This is a genomic window from Maridesulfovibrio ferrireducens (assembly GCF_016342405.1).
Taxonomy (GTDB): Bacteria; Desulfobacterota; Desulfovibrionia; order Desulfovibrionales; family Desulfovibrionaceae; genus Maridesulfovibrio; species Maridesulfovibrio ferrireducens_A.
The window spans coordinates 63,007-82,527 of the sequence record NZ_JAEINN010000003.1 but is presented as its reverse complement, the minus strand read 5'-3'; the positions used below and the strand labels follow the sequence as shown (position 1 = coordinate 82,527).

General features: G+C 40.6%; 16 protein-coding genes. 6 read left to right on the top strand and 10 right to left on the bottom strand.

What is annotated here, in order from left to right; genetic code table 11:
* Positions 1-9: 9 nt before the first annotated feature.
* Positions 10-756, bottom strand: coding sequence for a cytochrome c3 family protein (locus JEY82_RS04155; protein ID WP_304082880.1), 747 nt, complete (start codon positions 754-756; stop codon positions 10-12).
* A gap of 291 nt (positions 757-1,047) precedes the next feature.
* On the opposite strand from JEY82_RS04155, the gene JEY82_RS04150 reads away from it, so the two are divergent.
* Positions 1,048-1,725 (top strand): HAD family acid phosphatase, encoded by a 678-nt coding sequence (locus tag JEY82_RS04150; protein WP_304082877.1) that lies wholly within the window; start codon positions 1,048-1,050, stop codon positions 1,723-1,725.
* A gap of 114 nt (positions 1,726-1,839) precedes the next feature.
* Here JEY82_RS04150 and JEY82_RS04145 read toward each other — a convergent pair whose 3' ends face one another.
* The 3 genes from JEY82_RS04145 to JEY82_RS04135 form a co-directional block, all read right to left on the bottom strand.
* The gene (locus JEY82_RS04145; protein ID WP_304082874.1) at positions 1,840-2,754 is read right to left on the bottom strand and encodes an NAD(P)/FAD-dependent oxidoreductase; all 915 of its coding nucleotides are present in this window, start codon (positions 2,752-2,754) and stop codon (positions 1,840-1,842) included.
* Positions 2,755-2,870: 116 nt separating this feature from the next.
* A complete protein-coding gene (locus JEY82_RS04140) occupies positions 2,871-3,632 on the bottom strand; it encodes an HD domain-containing protein (RefSeq protein WP_304082873.1) in 762 nt (253 codons plus the stop codon).
* Between the two features lie 11 nt (positions 3,633-3,643).
* The gene (locus JEY82_RS04135) at positions 3,644-3,970 is read right to left on the bottom strand and encodes an SHOCT domain-containing protein (protein WP_304082870.1); all 327 of its coding nucleotides are present in this window, start codon (positions 3,968-3,970) and stop codon (positions 3,644-3,646) included.
* Positions 3,971-4,147: 177 nt separating this feature from the next.
* Here JEY82_RS04135 and JEY82_RS04130 point away from each other — a divergent pair, with 177 nt between their 5' ends.
* The 3 genes from JEY82_RS04130 to JEY82_RS04120 all read left to right on the top strand — a co-directional run bounded on the left by JEY82_RS04130 (position 4,148) and on the right by JEY82_RS04120 (position 6,082).
* Positions 4,148-4,546 (top strand): response regulator, encoded by a 399-nt coding sequence (locus JEY82_RS04130; protein ID WP_304083511.1) that lies wholly within the window; start codon positions 4,148-4,150, stop codon positions 4,544-4,546.
* A 108-nt stretch (positions 4,547-4,654) separates the two neighbouring features.
* A complete protein-coding gene (locus JEY82_RS04125) occupies positions 4,655-5,587 on the top strand; it encodes a Tim44 domain-containing protein (RefSeq protein WP_304082868.1) in 933 nt (310 codons plus the stop codon).
* 186 nt (positions 5,588-5,773) lie between these two features.
* The gene (locus JEY82_RS04120; protein ID WP_304082865.1) at positions 5,774-6,082 is read left to right on the top strand and encodes an Hpt domain-containing protein; all 309 of its coding nucleotides are present in this window, start codon (positions 5,774-5,776) and stop codon (positions 6,080-6,082) included.
* A 7-nt stretch (positions 6,083-6,089) separates the two neighbouring features.
* On the opposite strand, the gene JEY82_RS04115 is transcribed toward JEY82_RS04120, so the two are convergent.
* Entirely contained in the window at positions 6,090-7,235 is a 1,146-nt protein-coding gene (locus tag JEY82_RS04115; RefSeq protein WP_304082862.1) for an HD-GYP domain-containing protein, read from the bottom strand.
* 460 nt (positions 7,236-7,695) lie between these two features.
* Between JEY82_RS04115 and JEY82_RS04110 the strand changes: the two genes are divergently transcribed.
* Positions 7,696-8,637, top strand: a complete 942-nt coding sequence (locus JEY82_RS04110; protein ID WP_304082859.1) for a MerR family transcriptional regulator — start codon at positions 7,696-7,698, stop codon at positions 8,635-8,637.
* Between the two features lie 103 nt (positions 8,638-8,740).
* Entirely contained in the window at positions 8,741-9,169 is a 429-nt protein-coding gene (locus JEY82_RS04105; protein WP_092161201.1) for a hypothetical protein, read from the top strand.
* Between the two features lie 49 nt (positions 9,170-9,218).
* Here the strand turns inward: JEY82_RS04105 and JEY82_RS04100 are convergent, their stop codons facing one another.
* From JEY82_RS04100 to JEY82_RS04080, 5 genes are all read right to left on the bottom strand, one after another.
* A complete protein-coding gene (locus JEY82_RS04100) occupies positions 9,219-9,575 on the bottom strand; it encodes a PqqD family protein (RefSeq protein ID WP_304082855.1) in 357 nt (118 codons plus the stop codon).
* A 25-nt stretch (positions 9,576-9,600) separates the two neighbouring features.
* Positions 9,601-10,497 carry a hypothetical protein gene (locus JEY82_RS04095; protein WP_304082852.1) on the bottom strand — a complete coding sequence of 299 codons (897 nt, stop codon included), beginning with the start codon at positions 10,495-10,497 and terminating at the stop codon, positions 9,601-9,603.
* A gap of 137 nt (positions 10,498-10,634) precedes the next feature.
* Positions 10,635-12,596, bottom strand: coding sequence for a peptide transporter (locus tag JEY82_RS04090; protein WP_304082850.1), 1,962 nt, complete (start codon positions 12,594-12,596; stop codon positions 10,635-10,637).
* 45 nt (positions 12,597-12,641) lie between these two features.
* Positions 12,642-14,615, bottom strand: a complete 1,974-nt coding sequence (locus JEY82_RS04085) for a DUF6785 family protein (protein ID WP_304082848.1) — start codon at positions 14,613-14,615, stop codon at positions 12,642-12,644.
* A 20-nt stretch (positions 14,616-14,635) separates the two neighbouring features.
* Entirely contained in the window at positions 14,636-19,510 is a 4,875-nt protein-coding gene (locus JEY82_RS04080; RefSeq protein ID WP_304082846.1) for an FtsX-like permease family protein, read from the bottom strand.
* Positions 19,511-19,521: the final 11 nt, after the last annotated feature.

Below are 19,521 nucleotides of genomic sequence, written 5' to 3'. Positions count from 1 at the left end.
ATATCCACCTTATCTTAAATGACATTTGTCACAATCATTATCTTTGTAAGGGCCTTTCTTAAGTTCCTTGTGGCAGACCATGCATTGATCATGGAACGCATTCAGGCGATCCAGAACTAAATCTTTGCCCGCTTTTTGATGACATTGCTCACAAGGTGCGCTGTCGCCTTTATATTCTTTCATGTTTTTCATTTTATGACATGGATTGCAGCCCTTAAGGCCGTCCTTGAATTGATCTTCATGGCAGGTCACACAACGATCATGGGCTGCATTTCGAACACTCGGGACTTCTTTGGTCCCGGCATTTGAGTGACAGTTAGAACATCTTTGCGGTTCTTCTTCTATTTCCGGTCCATGATGACACGTAAGACAATTTTCTTCAGCATATTCTTCGTGAGCTTCATGATCAAAGTTAAGTTGACCAAGTTCAGCATGATGACATTTTACGCAGTATGTATTGTCCGGGAATGAATTGATGTGATCGCGAACATAATCGCGGTCAAAAGTTTGCGGATGGCATGAACCGCAGGGAAGAGGTTCGTTGCTTTGCCCCTCACGCTCATGATGGCATTTGTCGCAGGGGATTTCATAATCTCTGTGGTGCTTGATATGTGTGAAGATTACTTTTCCACCACTGTTTTTAAATAAAATCCGCACCGGAACTTTCTGCTTTTCAGGAGGGGTCATGTATCCGGCTACTGCTAATCCTAGCAACAGTATAAGAATAATTGAGATAGGTAAAAATTTTTTCTGCACCGAATGATCCTCTTTTTGTAGGGAATTTTAACTTTAAAATATATAGGTAAGTGCGATATTTTTGTCCAGTTCAAACTTTAGTGTGTGCAAAAAGTATCATAGTTTTTATGGAAGTGCCGCAAAGAACCGTTGTTGAAAGTTTTACAGGTGGAGAGTAGTTTTGTTTTTTCTGATCTAAAAAAAATAAGAGCTGAATCGAAGCTCTTGTCGTTCGCAAGTTCCTTATGATAAACACCTGACAGGTTTTGATAGGTTTATTCAATTTATAGCTTGTTTTCAGGGGTAATAATTTTGTTTGTACGGTTTATACTTGTTTTATTTCTTTTCAACGCAGTCGGTTGTGTTTCAACATCCGCAAAGCGTGTGAATAATCCTCATCAGATGATTTCAATTCCAGATGCACGTCTTCGAATTTTTGAATATTATGAGGGTGGGCAATATGCACGGGATGTTGAGGCTAAGACTCGCGAAATTGAAGCGGCAGTAAAGAAAGCCATTGCTAGCGGTGTGAAATATCCGGCTGTAATTATGTCGATGGAAGACGTTTTGGTATCAACTTACAATGTTAGAAAAAAGCAAGGGTTTGCGGATAATAGCTGTGCCCGTAAGGCTCTTGATTATAGTGTTATTCTTGGAATTCTACCTGCTATTAAACCTTCAGTAAAAGTTTTTGAATCCTTACTGTCACGCGGAATTCCAGTTTTTATAATTTCGCATAGGCCCGAAAATTTGAGAGTTTCTATCTTGGAAAATCTTGCAGGCGCAGGGTATTCCGGTTGGTCCGGTCTTTATTTGTTACCTCCGAACCACCAAGATGATTCAAGCGGTTTTTATGAAGAAGTCCGTAAAGGACTGCATAGGACCGGAATTAATATAGTTGTGACGGTTGGTGTTATTCCTTCCGATATTGCGGGAGAGCAGACAGGAACTCCGATTTTATATCCCAATTATATTTATTCATCACGCTGATTTTTTAATTTAAAAACCCCATACTCAAAAAGTCTGATTCGATTTTTTGAGTATGGGGTTTATTCTTATAAACTATGAGTCGGCAGGGTGTTTAATTCTGCCGGGTCAAATAAATTATTTAGATCTATTTACGAATTTTGCCGCGGCAAGTCCTGCAACACATCCTTCACCGACAGCTTTTGCCATCTGAAGCGGAGGGCCGCAAATATCACCGGCTGCGAAAATGCCCGGAACATTTGTACGTTGCTGTTTGTCTGTTTCTATGAATTTCATGGATTCATCGAGCGAGGTTCCGAGTTCCGCTGCGAGTGACATAACGCCTTTGGCTCCAAGCTCGATGAATACGCCAGTAACATCAAGTTTGTTTCCATCGTCCAGCATCAGTCCGTCTACACCGATTCCGCCAGTGATTTCTTTAACATCGACACCTTCATGTATTATGATGCCTGCGTCTTTGAGGCGCTGCATAAGCTCAGGTGCTATTGAGAATTTTTTTGCAACCAGATGTGTTTTGGATGCGAGATGAGTCAGGTGGAGAGCTCCGCCTGCTGCTGCACTTTCACCGCCTACAACTGCAACTTCTTCTCCTCTGAAAAAGTTACCGTCGCATTCAACGCAGTAGCTGACACCTTTTCCGAAAAGTTCTTTTTCTCCGGGAACTCCGAGCTTGTTGCGTGTAGTTCCTGTGCATATAATGATAGATTTTGTTTTAAAAACTTTTGTCTCGGTGTTGATGGTGAATACGTTTCCATCAGGAGACATAAGGTCAGGTGGAACTATGCTGAGAACATCTTCATTAAAAAAGACAGCTCCGAAACTTTCAGCCTGTATCTGTCCTGTTTTTAGAATCTGTTCCCCTGAAATCTCAAGAGTACAGCAGAAATTTTCGATGTGTGCCCACCAGAGGCTGCTTTTGTCATTTTTGCCGAGAACCAGAACTTTCAGCCCTTTTCTGGCAGAATGAATTGCTGCTTGCAAGCCTGCGGGGCCAGTTCCTAATATGACGATATCTTGGATCGTTTCGCTCATGTTTAAGTGTCCATTTATTAGTGGGTTAACAGTTTATTAAAAACGTTTCTGTATAAAAATAAGTATTAAAGCGCAAAAGGCAAGAACAGGTGCTGAGTTATAAAAAGTATAGGTGATTAAGATTTTAGTTGCTTCATTATCGGGACGTATAGCTTTTCAATCCGCTGGTTTTTGGGAAGTTGTGAAAAGATCCTTTCCACAATTCCTCGTTCTATCATCTGTTTTTTTGTCCATTTGAAATTAAGGTCATACGACCAGCTTAGCAGCAACAAGCGAAAATCGTTTAAGCAATTCATTTCTCGATATGCGGCCTGTTTACAAGCTTCGAGAGATAATAAAACAGATTCAGTCAACTCATCAGGTTTTTCTTTTAAATCTAATAGGGGGACTGAACTTAACGGCTCAACCCCTTTCATATGTTTAAGCAAAACGCCCATAATATCTATTTTATCTGAATCCCGCACTATTTCAGTCGTGAATTTGAGTTCTTTGGATATATTCGACGGAAGCACATTCCTATTATGCAGGGCGACTGCTCCGAGTATGATACGAAGTTGTGATTTTGGCAAATCTTCAAGCAACTTTTTGCGAAGAATATATTTCACTCCTAAAGTTGCGTGGTTGCAAGAGTTGGCATCACTGAATGTTTTATATTTCAGATATTGCGGAAAGCGTCCTGTATCATGGAAAAGTGCTGCAATTTTGTAGGTTGAAGCAGATTTTTCATAAAGATTTAAAGAATCACAAATCTCCTGACAATTATCGAGCACTCTTAAAGAGTGGTCATATTTCAGCTGATAATCCGGCAATTCACATTCTTCAGCATTTTCGATATAAGAAAGGCTGAAGTTTGAAAATATCTTTTTGAAAGTAATCATATCTAATTCGGTTAGAGTAATAGTCTTTTCTTTTTAAATTTATAGTCAAGTTCTGATATAGCACCTGATTCTAAATCAGCTTCTAGATCTTTGAGAGCTTTTACACGCATTTCTGCTGCTTCTCTATCAAGTTCTTTATCTCTGAAAAAACCTTTAGGTCCGAAGAGTACTCTTAAAAAGAGAATGATAGCTCCTAATATTACGGCAACAAAAGCTAGCTTTAACAGTGATGCGTTTAAATCTCCGTATCCGGGGCCAAATGGCCAGTGATCCCAATGAGGGCCGGTGCCGAGTTTTCCGTTTATAAAAAAAGGTATGGATAGAATCGTATTGATCATGTTAGGTTCCTATTAAGTTTTGTTGTGTAAGTACCTTTGATTTTAACTATCTGCAAGATGATTAAAGTTGGAAATAAATAATAGAAGTTAATTTTTAAATGCAATAATTTAACTTTATAATATTAGGTTATTAAGTTGAATCGTTGTGACTGAAATTTAAGCGATGGAGTTTTCATGATAAGAATACTGGTAGTAGAAGATGAGCTTGCAAGCAGAAAATTTCTTTCGCATATGATGGAGAGTTATGGACAGTGTGATAGCGCTATTAACGGAATAGAGGCTGTAACGATGTTTGAAGAGTCCATAATCAAAGGCGAAAAATATGACTTGATTTGTATGGATATTATGATGCCGGAAATGGATGGTCAAGAAGCGCTTAAAAAGATTCGTGAAATTGAAAACAAACATTCAATACTCCCTAAGGATGAATCTCGCGTGATAATGACAACGGCTTTATCCGATCCGAAAACGGTTATCGAGGCTTATTACAAAGGGGGAGCTACGCACTACCTTGTAAAGCCTATTACTTTAGAAAAACTAAATAGTATTATGTCTGAAATCGGGCTAGATGTATGATTTTGTAAATAGTGATACGATTGTGCTGGACAGATATGAATTGTGTATTAGTATTTAATCTGCGGCTTTTGCCGCATATTTTTTAATTTAAATACTATGAGGTTTTAGATGAAACTACTCGGGTACTTGGTTCTCCCGCTTACAATGATTTGTCTGCTTGCTATTATGGCCGGTGATGCAGATGCAAGGAGATTCGGTGGTGGTAGATCCTTCGGCAGTAAGCCATCTTTTTCAAAGTCGTATCAAAAACCTACCACAGCTACTTCTACACAAAGTAAGGCTGCAGGGGCGAATAAGCAGAGTGGCTTTGCCCGTCCCGGAATGGGGCTTATGGGTGGTCTGTTGGCAGGAACATTCCTAGGTTCTATGCTTGGTGGTGGAATGGGTGGCGGCGGCGGCGGATTTTTTAATATTTTGATTATCGGACTGTTAATTTATCTCGGATTTAAGTTTTTTAAATCGCGAAATGGCGGTTCCAGTTCTCTCTTTGGTCAGAATAAATCCCAACAGCAACAAGCGCCTCCAAGGCAGACAAACGACAACGATCTCTTCGCGCGTAGAGAGCAAAATTCTCAGAATGCGTGGGATCATCTTTCTTCTAAACCAGCATCAGCGCCGAGTGCCGCTCCTGTAGATACTGAGCAAGACAGTCCTGAAATAGGTGTTCCGGCCGGTTTTGATTCGGAAGATTTTCTTGAAGGTGCTAAGGCTATTTATACTCGTCTTCAAGCATCTTGGGATAAACGTGATATTGCTGATATTGAACAATTCGCGAATAAAACTGTTGTAGATGAAATAAAGCAGCAGGCCGCTGAAGATCCTACTCCTTCTAAAACTGATATTATGCTTATTAACGCCAGACTTCTTGAAGTTAAAGAAGAGGGTTCTAATATTCTGGCAACAGTTTATTATGATGTACTTCTCAGAGAAGAAGCTAATCAATCTCAGCCTTCTCAGGTTCGTGAAGTTTGGAATTTTGTTAAAGAAAATAACGACTCTGCAATGTGGAAGCTCGACGGTTTGCAGCAACTTGAAGATTAGTAAATAAAAATCTTTATAGAGTCAGTCTATTTAGGGCATTGTCATTTGAGACAATGCCCTTTTTTGTTTAGTCTGAGTTTTTTTTATTCTTTGTATTATATGTAAATTAATTAATGCGTTGATTGAAAAAAATAATATATTTTATGCTTTCATAAAATTAAAAGTTAAGAGAAGAGGTGAGGAAGTATGTCAAAAAATATTACGGAAATTATTGATAGTGAGTTAAAAGAACTCGTGAGTAATTTTATGATAAATACTGATTTGGAGATAGCAGCCTTGGATGCAGCTTTTAAAAAATCCGATTTAGCAACAATAAATAGGCTCGGGCATAATATGAAAGGCTCTGCGCTCAACTATGGTTTTATCATCCTCGCTGAGCTTGGGAGGAGTCTTGAAAGAGCTGCATTGGATGAGGATATTATAAACATAGATCAGTTGCTGGTTCAGCTTAAAGACTATGTTGCCCGTGTAGAGATAGTCTTTGAAGAAAAATAAGTATTTTCTACCAGAGAAAACGATCTAATTCGAGTTTGAAAGTTTTCGGATGAATACATTCAACTATTTCTAAGTTTGATCCTTTGCTTCCAGATGTTCTTTGGGAGAGATCTACATACTCAGGGTGAGTTGCTCTGAACCTGCTGTCGAATACAATTTTTATTTGAGGTAACAGGGGAGCTTGCGGAGTGTTGTTCATTACTACCCCATAACGCCCGTCTGACAGTTTTACAAAACACCCTACAGGATAAATTCCTATACATTTGATGAAACTTTCCAAATAACGTGGGTGAAAAGCTGTGTTTTTCATAGAATAGAGATGTTTTATTGCCATATTGGGGTCCATGGCGTCTCTATAGGGTCGCTCAGATGTCATGGCATCATAGGAATCACAAATTGAAATAATTCTGGAATATTGTGGAATTTCATTTCCAGATAATCCTTCAGGATATCCGGAGCAATCATCTCGTTCATGATGTGAAAGAACAGCTCTTATTATGTCTATTGAAATATTTTCTTGTTTTTTTAAATAGTTACAAGCAATTACAGGGTGTTTTTTTATTTCCGAAAATTCTTGCTGTGTAAGCTTTCCTTTCTTATTTAAAATATCGCCGGGGATCCATATTGTACCGATATTCATCAGCATCGCGGAAATAGTAAGCTCTTTGATTGACTCGCGGGAAAGACCCATGAACCTTCCGAGGATTGCGCTTAAAATGGCAGTGTTCAGGCTGTGTGTGAATATATATTTGTTGGTTCGAGCTAGAATAGTCAGACTTGCTGTTGCACAGCTGTTTCTTTCAATTGAGTCTAATAACGGGTTAATATTATTTCCGTATTGCTCAATATCAAGATCTCCGCCGTTTTCAATTGTTTCAAATATATTTTGAATGATTTTTAAAGTTTTCGTGTACGTTTCGCGGGCAAATAGTATTTCTTCAGAGTAGGAAGTCTGTGGGAAAGATTCTCCAACGGTACTTTTAGAAGAGTCTATAAGAACTTCTCGAATGTCACAACGAAGTAAGGTTAAAATACTATCTTTAGTTGATATATATTTGTTTGCAAGATTATGCGGAATACCGGGGTATCCGTTTGCTGAACAAACGATGTACATTCCTTCCTGAAGATTTTTTGTTTGGATTTTTTCTAACATTATAAAGAGTATTTTTGTTATCAGGATGAGGTTGGTGTATATCCCTTTTTTTGAGTTTAATAAGACTAACAGATATAAATAGTTAGATTGTGTCTAACCCCCCTTTTTTTGATATACTCTCCTAATGCAATTAGGCAAGAGAAAAGTGCGTATTGCCACACTATGCGGCGGTGGGGATACTCCCCCTGATCACGCACTTACTTTTTTGTTTTCGCGACTCAATTCGCATATTTTTTTTAGTTCCGATTCTATTTTCTCTTACCCTCCGTTCATGTTTATCCAATACCTTCTATTAATGTAGTAAGCATCTTTTGCCCTTTGTCTATGTTTATACAGGAAGTTGCGAATAAATTTTGTTTGATCATTTGATTGTTTAATTGTTTAAAATGGGGTTGACGTATGTTTATATGTGTTATATTAGTTGTTCAATGTATAAATAAACAACAGGTGTGCAAGTGTTATGTTTGATCAAACTTTGAGTCTCAGGGAAGTGGGGAGAAGGCTTGGAATTCCCCCGTCTACTATTGTTTATTATAAAGATAAATATTCGAGGTTTATACCATCTACAGGTGGTGGGTCTCGTAGGCAGAGGTATTCTGTTGAAGTATTAGAAATTTTTAGGAGGATACGCGAAATGTATGGTATGAATTGGTCAACTGAACAGATTGAAAATGAATTATCAATAAAGTTTGGAATGTTAGTTGATAGTATTAAAAATGACCAACAGTTGATCAATGATGCCGGAATTAAGTCTGATGGTGATGTTCAGACGGTTGTTCAGGGGCTTGCTTCTGTAATAGAAAAAGTATCCGATCTTCTTTCAAATCAGATGTTGTTTCAGTCAGAAATTAGAGATTTGCGTGATGAGGTTTCAATTCTCAAAAGTGAAAAGCGTAAACTGGAAGCACAAACTAATGAGCGCGTAATGGATCTTGCCATGGAGATTGGTCAACTAAAGCGCGATAGAGTGGAGCTTTTCAGATTACTCAGGAAAGGCGGTGTTTCTTCCGGACCTGATGAATCTTCATTTCCTTCTGCGGCATATCTTGAGCGTCCATTGGTTATTCAGAATTCAGAAGGAGAATATCTTGGTGTGTCTGGGAAAGGGCGCAAACACTTTTCCTTGGAAGATTTTGTAAAGCTTCTTGAAAACAGCGTTAATTCACATCGTAGTGTTGATTTAAAATGGGAGAATAAAGATTCAAATTGGGTTTTGGTAATTGCTGCGAATGAAGATGTTTCCGGCGATGAAAAAGCAATTGTTTTGGTGACCGAAGAGAATGTTACTCCTAATAACAATACTGTTGTTCGTATTGTAAGTATGGATATCAATAATAAGAATGTCCCTGACGCTCTTTTGTTCAGTCTTTTTAAACAGATACGAGATAGCTTTGTTCGTTAAAAACTCGCTCTTTTCATTTTTCTAGAAAAAGTCTTGATATTCGCTTGAAATGAATATATTTAGATAATTATTATAAGGTCTGGAGAAGTATCAGGAGGTCGAGATGCCGCAAGTTGCAGCTAGAATTACACATGACCATGAGCAATGGCTTAAGAATTATTTTAAAACGAAAAGTGCCGGTGCTGAATTTATTCTTCCCTGGGCCGTGGATATGTTTTTCAAATCTATGCGGGATACGGCAAGGGAACTTAACGTTGCTGAGCTAAGGACTGTTTTAGAAGCGTATAGTGGTGTGAAAATTCTGCCCAATCAATGCAAGGGAGCTTATTTATTCTTGCGTGTCGAAGAAGCATGTGAAATTGACAATATTCATGTTACCCACGGTGTTAGTCGCGGTAATCTTGAAGCTAAGCTGAAAAGATTGTCAGATGTGCAGTGCACCGCATTGATGATCTGGGCTACTGCTTATTGGGTAAGTAAAGTCTGGAATGGTGTCAGTTTTGAAGAGTATATTAAACTTACGTGTAGCTGATTTGTAGTTAAATCTTGTCAGTCGGTCTTAAGTCATTGCTATGAATTATTTATTTCATGCTGAACGCAATGAGTCCTCGTTTACCTAAGTCTTTCAGAAAAGATGCTGTTGCAACTTCTGCTTCGCGTGGTAGCACTGTATACTTTTCAGCAAAAGCTGCAGATATCTTTCTTACGCTGTTTTTTCCGTCAATCATGCCCCATACCATAGTACCCATATCATCCAGTTCTAATCTTTTCATGGGTGGACGTCCTTCTTTCCATAGACCATATTTTTTTGCTACATCGGAAAAAATAGGTTTCAGGCGCAAAGGGTAAGACAATATTATTTTATTGTGGTCCGTCCATGTCTCTTCAATATCCAAATTTTTTACAGGTTTACAGGCTAGAGCTTCGCCTCTTGTCATTTCTGGAAGTATCTTTTTCTTTTTTCTATTGAACAATTGAATAATTCTCAAAGATGTTTTGCATTCTGTTGTCCGGGATAGTTGTACGCGAGCAGATAAGAACAGCTTGGATGCGGTTAGCATCCTTTGTGTATCTTGCTTCGATTTGGCCGAATGGACGACGTTTAGAACTTAATTTTGACATGGTTATTTTAGCAGCAGAGGGTTTTTTGTCTTGTCCGAACATGCAGGTTGCGCCTGAGTCAAACTGGAGCTCCGCAATAGATAGATCAAGTCTATTAATGTCATCTTTAAAAAATTCTTTTGAAAAATCTCCGAGAGAACGCTCTTTTAAAAGAGTGTCCGCCGGGCTTATTCTGTAGAGAGAAATGGATTCATTTTCGCTGCATAAAATTATTTTAAATCGCCCAGGCTTAAACTCGAACGAATCCAGTTTGTAAGCAACTGGGAGGGTTGCTTCCATATCGTATATACGCCAAGGAGTGAATTCTTCGTTGTTATAAAATTTAATACTGCTGAATAATGAAATTGCCGCGTCTTCCAGCTGTTCTCCGCCTTTGCCTATAAATTGAATTAGCATAACCTGAGCTGATTTAGGGCAATAGAACATTACTCCACGTCCAGTTGAAAGGTCTGATTGCCAATAGAATGCTGTGGAATGAAATCTTTCCAGTGGTTTTTTCCACGATGAAGGCAAGACTGATGATTCTATTTTAATCCCGGAAGAGACTTCTATTTTTTTAGCTAACTGTCTGAAGTAGTTTTGCTGTTTATATGTTTTTCCAGAGTCGTACCACCTGATTTCAACGCAGGGGTGTTCTCCATTGTCGAGTTGTATGAAACGCTTATCAATACCACTGACTTCAAATTTGGATGGTATTTCAAAACTGATACCGTCCCACGCTATATTTTTCTTAGGCATTATATATTCCTTTTGAGAATCTTAGGTCGTATGTAAATAATAGTAGTAGCAGATATTCTACTAAAGTCTTGCAATCTTATATGGCGATCAACCTTTATAACACAGGGGTGCCAAAACAGCATAGGTTTTAAATTTCGTCAATAGGCCATTTTTCCCAGAGATTTTAAAATTAAAGTACATCCCATTGCAAACATTCCTGTCAGACCCATTCCGCATGAGAATCCTGCAAGCAAAACAGGTGCATATTGTCTCCACATGGCTCCGTATTTCTTTTGAAAGAAGTAACGTCCTATAAGGGCTCCGCTGACTTCCAGAACGAAGGCATGAGGTGTGCTTTGACCAAGGCCTCTGACAACACCATAAACCAGTAGCACCGGAAGTCCTAGGGTGTTTAATACTGTATAGAGGATTAAGCCAAGCCCTATACCAGAAAAGATAACAGGGCCGCTTAGAGCTTGAAAAAACAACGAGTTTCCATCAAGTGTGGATGTTTGCATGAGCAGACTGTTCAACGCTTGCAGATGCCATAGTTCTTGAGCATAGGGATAATTGGATGAAGGTATAGGAGCTAATTGCCATATGAACTGTGAAAACAGCAGACTGGCAATCATAACCACAGGAAAGACTACAAGCTCTGCTTTGATGATTCCCCGGATAGATGTCCCTGTCAGTTCGATTTCACGAAAATGAACGGTTGCTTCACCGTAATTATGAATAGGTATCGGAGCATACCATATTTCAATACCTTGATATCCAAAGAATTTGGCACCTGCTATGAAGCTTGCCTCTCGAACCAGTGGCAAGCTGACAAACTGCCCGGCGATACCTTCCATTCGAGCCGAAATATATGAAATTATCGGCGTATAAATGAAACCGTACAGCAGGAAAAATATCCACGGAAAATTAGGAACAAGAAATAAACACATGCCGACATAAGCAAGTGTTGAAAAGAAATAAATGGCGATTGAAAACCAGAAATTTATGTCACCTCTGCCTTCAGGTGGTTCAAATAAATTGCTCCATGATGAACGGTTTTTGGCATGTTCCCCTCGGAAGGATTGTACAACAGACCATATACCGATGAAAGCGATAGCGAGCCCGAGCCCGATGGAAAAACTCATGTAAAAGTCAAAGTTGTTTGCAAAAACAGTTTCGACAGTTGCCATGCCGGGATGCCATCTATGCAGAATTCCATGCTCAAAAAGAATTGGGTTAGCAATAAATGTAACTATAATTCCGATTAATCCACCGATTACTGCCCAGAATGGTAGAACCATTCCGATGAAAAATAGTCCCAGATCAAACTGAATACCGGTTGCAACCGCAGGCAGAATGTTTTCTGTGTACGGCGTAAGCTCGATCCACGGAATAGGGATCAATCTTATCGGTTCCGTAAAAATCAGTCCTGATACAGCCGGCAGGAGTACATAAATCGAGCCGAAAGCAAGACCGATCACACCTCCTATCGAGAAGACTCGCCATTTCCAACTGGTTTCTTTTTCTTCAGTTGATTCTGCGAGAGCCATTGTTCCGAGTGCTCCTACCGGAGCCATAGGGAACGGTAGTTTTTCAACGTCTGATGTAATTCGATACAAGGCGTAACCGAGTCCGAAGTGGTCAATTCTTTGAACTATTTGCGAGCCGACCAGCAACAATATCGGAATCATCCAGTCTCGATGGAAAAAAGTTCTTTCGAGTAATGATTCAGAACCGGGCTGCGGAGCTACCCACGCAGGAATGAACTCTGTCAATCCCAGCATTCGTGCGGCGTCAGATTGCACAAGGTATTGCTGCCACAGCAACCCTGAGAACGGTGAGGCTAATGCCGCACCCGCCATATAGTAGAGCAGGAAAATTTCCTGCTGCTTGAGTTCGGTGTAAGAGCGCTTGGCGATTTCGGCAAAAAGAATGATTGTAACCCATCGTGCGGCAGGGCCTATTCCCTGTCCGATGACAAGTTGCAGATACATACTGCCGGGCATCATCAGAAAGCCGATGAAAACCGCGCCGACAACCGTTTTCCAGTCAAACCCCTCTTCAAAATGATCCGGTGGTTTGAGTAGGTCCCGATATTCTTGTAATTCTTTATCGTTATTCATATTTCGTTTCCGGTACAGTTATTTGCGTAAAATTAGGAGATTTCTTTAGCCGGGAAGAACCTGATAGCTTTGTCCGGCCCATAACCCATATAAAGCCCATGCTCCGCCCATTAAAAAATCACCCATTATTAATCCAAAAAATAAGTATCTAATTCTTTTAAACAGTCCGACCCCTCCGTAGCGAAGGGTGAGCTGGTTAAACATCCAACCCAGAAAAAAGCTGAACCAGAGTATTTTCATGGCAGAACTGTATGCCGTGAGATATCCGATTGGATGGAGAGGCCACCATGGAAGTCTGTTGTAGGCCAGAACCAGAGTAAACATAATAACTGCACCGACTGTAGAGAAGGTTGTCACCCACTCAGAGGCAACGGCTGGTTCCTGAATAACTCTGACAACGTTATCATAAACAGTCATTGAGGTTCTTGTGGCCCAGTCCAGATGAAGTTCGCGAATTCCGTATTTATAACAGACAAAAAGCATGGCAGCGAAAGAGACTGCAACACCTGCAAGCAAAACGATTATTATACCTGAAAGAAAAAGTTTTTTATTTTTGATCCATTCATTTACTTTTGACCCGTGAACAAGTGAAGGCATTAATGATTCTCTGAGGTCTACAAAAAGAATCTTTTGGCACATGGCAGTAATTGCGATTCCTACAGCCCCGAAAAACTTGGTGCCGAACATAGCTGTTACACCGTCAAGAGGAGCAGCTGTCAAAGTGAAATATGCGATACCACCCTGACAGATGGCTTTTGAAGCTACCACCGTGAAGATGAAGAAAACTGTCAGGACAAGAAGCGCCATAAGCATTGGAACACCAAAGTTAACGCACCATGCTACTAACAGGCATCCTGAAATAATCAGTCCCCAAAATGAAAAACGTAAGGACATCCATTCGGATTCTCCTTTAGTTTGTTTACCGCCGAACGCTTCACGTAAAACTTGTTGTAAATGTTGTCGTGCAAGCCATACGATAAAGAAAAAGAAGACTAGATATGCTCCGATCATCTGCGTTTCTTCCGGTCTGGTCAGTGTCGGGCCGAAAGTTACACCCAGCGATGAAGCAGGAATATTCAGTCCCGCTACATTGAGCACTCCGTAGAAAAGTCCGCCTGTCAGGAAAAAGAACCAGAAGCTGAAAGAAATCTGGCGTGAGGCAAGGAATGCAAAGCCGACGAAAGCCGGGTAAAAATATATTTTAAGTTTACCGAATCCGGAAAATAAGCCTGTTTTAGCAAAGTATTTTCCGGCAAGAACCAGAGTCGGAACTTCCGGTACGGCCGGGATATAAAAATGGAGACCGTTCAGTGTGTGCAAAGCAACACAAAAGAATAATCCACACAGAAAAAATTTATTAGTTAGAAATGATCCATACAATCCTTGATCAAGCGCTTCTTCCATAAATCTTGGTAATTGTAGAAGCGGAAAGTTGATGCGCTCGTTTTCTACCCATTGTCTGCTGAAAATATTGGTCAGACAGAGCATCATAAAATAGCAAAGAAGGATAAAAGCTGCCCACCATAGAAGCGGTGTAACCCACGCGGACCATGGGATAGCACTGATCAGTTCTCCGTCGCTCATGAACGAGCCGCCCTTAATGCCGTTATAAAGAGTTTCTACGGCTTTCGGGTCTGTCGGGTGCAATGCATCGGGGAGCAGAGGCTGTAATATTTCTTTCCATCTGTTACCGATGCTCGCAAAGTGGAACGGAGCGGTCAGGTTGATGAAGAATGTTCTTGCAAGTCCCGTAAAAGCTATGCCGGAAACAACAACGGTCAGTATCCACATAGTCATTAATTCCAGCCCCGTTAAAAGCGGAGTAGAGCGGAATATTTTATGGTGTAATGCTGAAATTGCTGTAAGCCATGCCAGTATAAAGAACGGAGCCAGCGGGAAATGACCTCCTGCCAGCGGTGTCGCATTCAAATAGGCATTATTGAAGGGCGTGAAAGCACAAATTAATAATCCAAAGAGGATTCCCAGTGCAATAGCCCGTATTCGTATGTTTCCATGCATTTGATAAGTTCCTAAATTATTTAGATATCTTCAAGAGTCTTTTTTAAGTCTAGCCCTGTGAATCCGAAGGCCATCAACTCTGGAATCTTTTCGCGGAAAGTTTTTTGTCTTTCTGGATCAAGAGAGCGCCATATGAGGAATTGCTTTCTGATGGCATTAATGAAGTCTTTATTTAATCTTTTCCATGCTCCGATTTCTCCTGATTCACGGTTGATAATGAGCGCAGCCTCAAGGAATTGCGGATATTCTTTAGCAGGTCTGAATTCCAGCCTGATCATTTGCTTTACTCCGAAGTCAAAGGGAGCAAGCCAAATACGAACATCAAACTGAAAACAAGCTATACTGTCGGGAAAGTCCGCCGAAATTTCTTTCAGCGACTCAGGAAGTTCGCGGTTGCTGAAGTTTACTTCAATCTCAGAAGTTGAAAATAATCCGTGTGAAACTTCAGTATGAGATTCAAGATACTCAAGTAAAAAACCACCGGCATCTTTTTGCTCTGAGTGTTTGAGCAGGAAAGGAAGTGTTGCTTCAATGGAATCTGATTCGGACTCAGGCATTTTCCAAGAGCGGTTAACGTCAGGTATTGCGATGTTTGCGGCAACTCTTGAAGGGTAGATAACCGATATCAAAGTTACAGCAATAACTAAGATCATTGCGGCAACTCCGGCCATAGAAGAGTAGTTTGCGGTCATACCTGCCCATAGAGGAGTGCCCGCAAAAAGACCCGAGGCAGTTTGGGCAATGAGATATCCGGCAACCACGCTGATTACGGCAAAAGCAACAGCTTCTGCGATAAATAAATATGATACATGAGTTGGAGCCATACCGATTGAAGTGTATACAGCTATTTCTTTTTTTCGTTCGTAGACACTCGTAATCATAGTATTAAGTACGATTAGAGCGGAGATTATCAGAGGTATTAAGATATTCGAAACCCCTGAATAATTCATAGTGTCGGCAGCCTGACATATATAAGTTCCAGTTGTATCGCAGCTGAAAATAGGCAGGCCGTAACGGTCAACCAGACTGTTTATGGTTTCTTTGGAAAAAACCCCTTTAGCAGGTGTAATAGCGATAGCTTTTAAACTTCCGCCCATTGCCATCAGTGTCTCATAAGGAATGATAGCAGTAACTTCTCCGGGAATGTGGGTATAGCGTCCTTGGAAGGTATCAATATCTTCACCGGATTCTATTGCGTCCGCTTCGACTTCGCTTAATTCCTGCGCAGCTGCGGAAGGGAAAATAACCGGAGTCATCGGTTCGCCGTCGAGGTCTGTGTGTTCGGTGAATTTTTTCCCGTCAAAAATACCAACTAATATAAATTGGCTGCCCCATACATCAAGCTCATCGCCGGATTTAGCACCGAGTCTGTCAGCCATTTTTTTGGAGAGTATAATTTGTCTGGTCTGATTTGGTTCAAGCCATTTACCGGAAATTAGAATTTCGTCGATTCCGCTTACTTTCGGTTCAATATAACTGAGTCCAACCAATCCTTTAACTTCTTCGTGTTTTGAATCTAGGCTTACAGGGGTTGATGCTGAAATAGTTTTATCAACCAGCTCGAGCCACCCTCTGGGTGCTACGAGGCCATTTTCTTCAAAGTCATTACCTACAATTCCGAGAGTTTCTCTAGGTAAATCTTTCCAGCCGATATTCTTCATGAAGATGCCGGAATAAGGCTGATTATCACTGAAGAGCACATATGTGTGCTCTCTGAGAGACTTTACAGCAGTAAAACTCATAATGGTGAAGGTCAGAATTGTAAGAGTGAGACAGGTCAGAAATGTCCTGATTTTTCTGCGTCTTAAGTTGCTGACACCAATTACGAATGCGGCTGTAAAAGCTTTCCATTTACTGATTTCGGACGTGCTTGTTTTGTGTGCCCGTTGCTGGAGCATGATCATCTCTTTTTCAAATCTGAAAAAGATAATTAATGAGACCATTACAGATAAGCCCAAAATGAAAAAGGCCAGAATTACCACCATAGGACTATACGTGAGCTGGAACGCCGGATGGACCATATAAATGACCGTAATAACAGCCATAAGAATCCCCAGAAATCCTAAAATCCTTTTATGGATGTCGGCAAATGAAAATATTACCCGCTCCATACAATAAGCAAAGGGTATGAACAGGGCTATATAGAAAAGGACACCGACTAGAACGTCTTTTTGAGTCTGATCAACATCCAGATAGACTCTTGAAGCTAAAGCCCACGCTGTGCGTGAGTTTTCCATGAAATCATCATAGCGGCGATCTTTCCAGGCTGTTGTCGCTTTTGATAGAGCCTCAGTTCCCTGTTTTTCCAAGTTTCTGATTCTTTGGTTTATAATTCCATGTGATTCCAGATTTTCGATTCTGGGTTTAAGAAGATTCCACATATCCATAGCAGCTCTATGGTTGGTTGCAGGAATAATAGGCCATTCTTTGAGGTTGTATCCATTTCCCGCAGAGTCGGCAGGAGTTGAGTGAATCAGAATCATTTTTCTGTTGAGCACAGAATCGGACAGGGTCATTTTTAATGGAACATTGGGTTCAAGAAAAACACTGGCAATTGTTGAAGAACGGGTGTCGATGCGACTGTACCAATAGTGCATAGGGTCTGCATCGCGGGCGCCGTCTAGTACTTCAACTTTTGTCATGTATTTGAAAGTCCTAGGCGTCAGCAGATCAAACAGAGTTGTTTGTCTGCAACCGAACATGACAACTTTTGTTTCCATATCCAGACGGATCATTTTCAGTCTATATGCACTTTTTCCGGTTTGTTTCTTGTCGATAGCCCATATAATTCGTCCGTCAGGATTATATTTATAACCTTCTATGATCAGCTTTGGTTGAACGAGTTTGCTTGACGCGACACCTGTGAATTTAAAATCACCTTCTGTGTCGGCGAGTGAATAAAATCTTGTGTTACCTTGAAAGGCCATAAAAATGGTATCTGGCGCAGGCTGGTCAGCAAAAAGCTCTCCCTGTCTTACAAAGCGGGCTTTTCCGTTAACAAGAGCGAATCCTTTACGGGGTGATTTGGTGGTCAAAACTTCCGAAGATTCTGAAACACTTCTGATAAGCCCTTCAACAAGTTCAGCCTGTTTACCAACTCCATCCCAGTTGATATTCTCTATGGTATCAAAAGGTGTTCCCCAGTAAGGACGACCATCGTTAACCGTGGCGAAAGTAAAGCTTAACAGACCCGCCATTGTGGCAACTTCACTTCCGAATTGTGGTTTATCAAGTAGCCATGTCTGCCATGGTCTTGAAAGATTAGGGCGCAGTGTATCTGTAAACAATCCGCTGGTACCTATGTTTTTTTCGACAATAGGGGCGGCATCGTTTAAAATATCATTAATTTGCGCGAAGGTTCTGGAAAGGTTAACTCTAGGCCTGAGATTATAAAACCATCCGCGGCCAAATGCGCCGACACCTTCACCACGACTGGAAAGATGAAGAGAAATTAAACAGACAGGATCTTTTGATCTGACCGTAGTACGAAGCTTACGTGCGCTTCGTATTGAATCAAGCTGTTGTTTTATATCCTGTTTAACTGCGTAAACTTTATCTTTTACCTTTGGGAATAAATCACGCAGGGCGGCCATTTCGTCAGCCGGTAAAGTTGAGTAATCTGTTTTCCATGAAATTCTACGCAGCAGCTTACGCTTCTGATCAATCGTTTCGATGTCTTCTTTTTTTGTGTCGTGCTGCATGCGCATCTGCATGAGTCTTTTGCTGATAATATCAACTTCGTCTTTTATCTGATTTTTTAATGCATTATACATCAGATTGAAAAGCTCAGGGTTTTCGACTGCCATCTCTGTGGCAAGAGGATTATCCATTTCAAGCCCTTCCAAAATCTGAACGGCATTATTCTTTTTGGTGCTCAGCTTGGCTTTAATTCTTTTCAGGCTGATGCTTTTCCCGGAAATAGCTTTGATAAATTCACGCATACCATGCAGAGACTGACCGTGACCGGTTGTCGCAAGGAGAAGTATGGAACGTTTTGGCGGATTGGCAGCTAATTCTTTCCCGATTTCAAAAAGTGATGCAATTGAAAGAGCTTCGTCTGCGCCCGGAGAATTTCCCATAATATAGGAAGAACTGTCATAGAATGATTCGATAATAACCAGTTCTTCCGAAAGTTTTGAATCAGTACCTTCTATTATGCAATAGATGTTTTCGGCGGTGATGCGTTTCCATTTAGCTGACGATTTTACAGTTGCATAATCCGCAATAAGTTTTTGCGGGTCATCTGTGCTTATTCCGAGATTCTCTTTGGCATCAGCGGCGGTCATGTAATAGCGCGGGAAATCAAGAGGAGAAAGTTCAAGCTTTTCTTCGAAGAACCCTTTCATCGTAGGGCCGGAATCTATATAAATAAGAGCAGATGCCCCCAGACTTGCAGCATTCAGCCAATTTTTACCTGAATCGATGTCCATAAGAACGATAGCATTCTTGATGGGAAGTCCGTTGAAATCAACAAGCTTTCCTTTACCTACATAGATTATCGGTCCTGAAAGACCTTTTTCAGGGGTGGCAGGTGGAGAAACTGCGTTGAATTTAGCAGAACGTATCGGAATTTTTCTACCGATTTTACCGATGGTTAATTCAGCTTCAGAATTAACCATGGTCGGGGCAAGAAAGAGATGCTTACCAACCTTAACATTACCTAATTCTTTAAATTTTGCTTCAATATAGTCCGCAGCTTTCTTTTCTCCTTCGGAACCGAAAGAGCGGTCACCTAAAGAAGATAAGTCGGAAATAGTTTGTTTCAGCGGTTCATACGCACTATAAGCGGTCTGCGGGAGTGCGAACGCGGAAAGAGTGAATAACGTAACTATAGCAACCAGTAGTTTTCCGGCTGACCAAAGTGAGGATTTTTTTTTAAAGCAAATGGTTGACATTAATTAAAGTC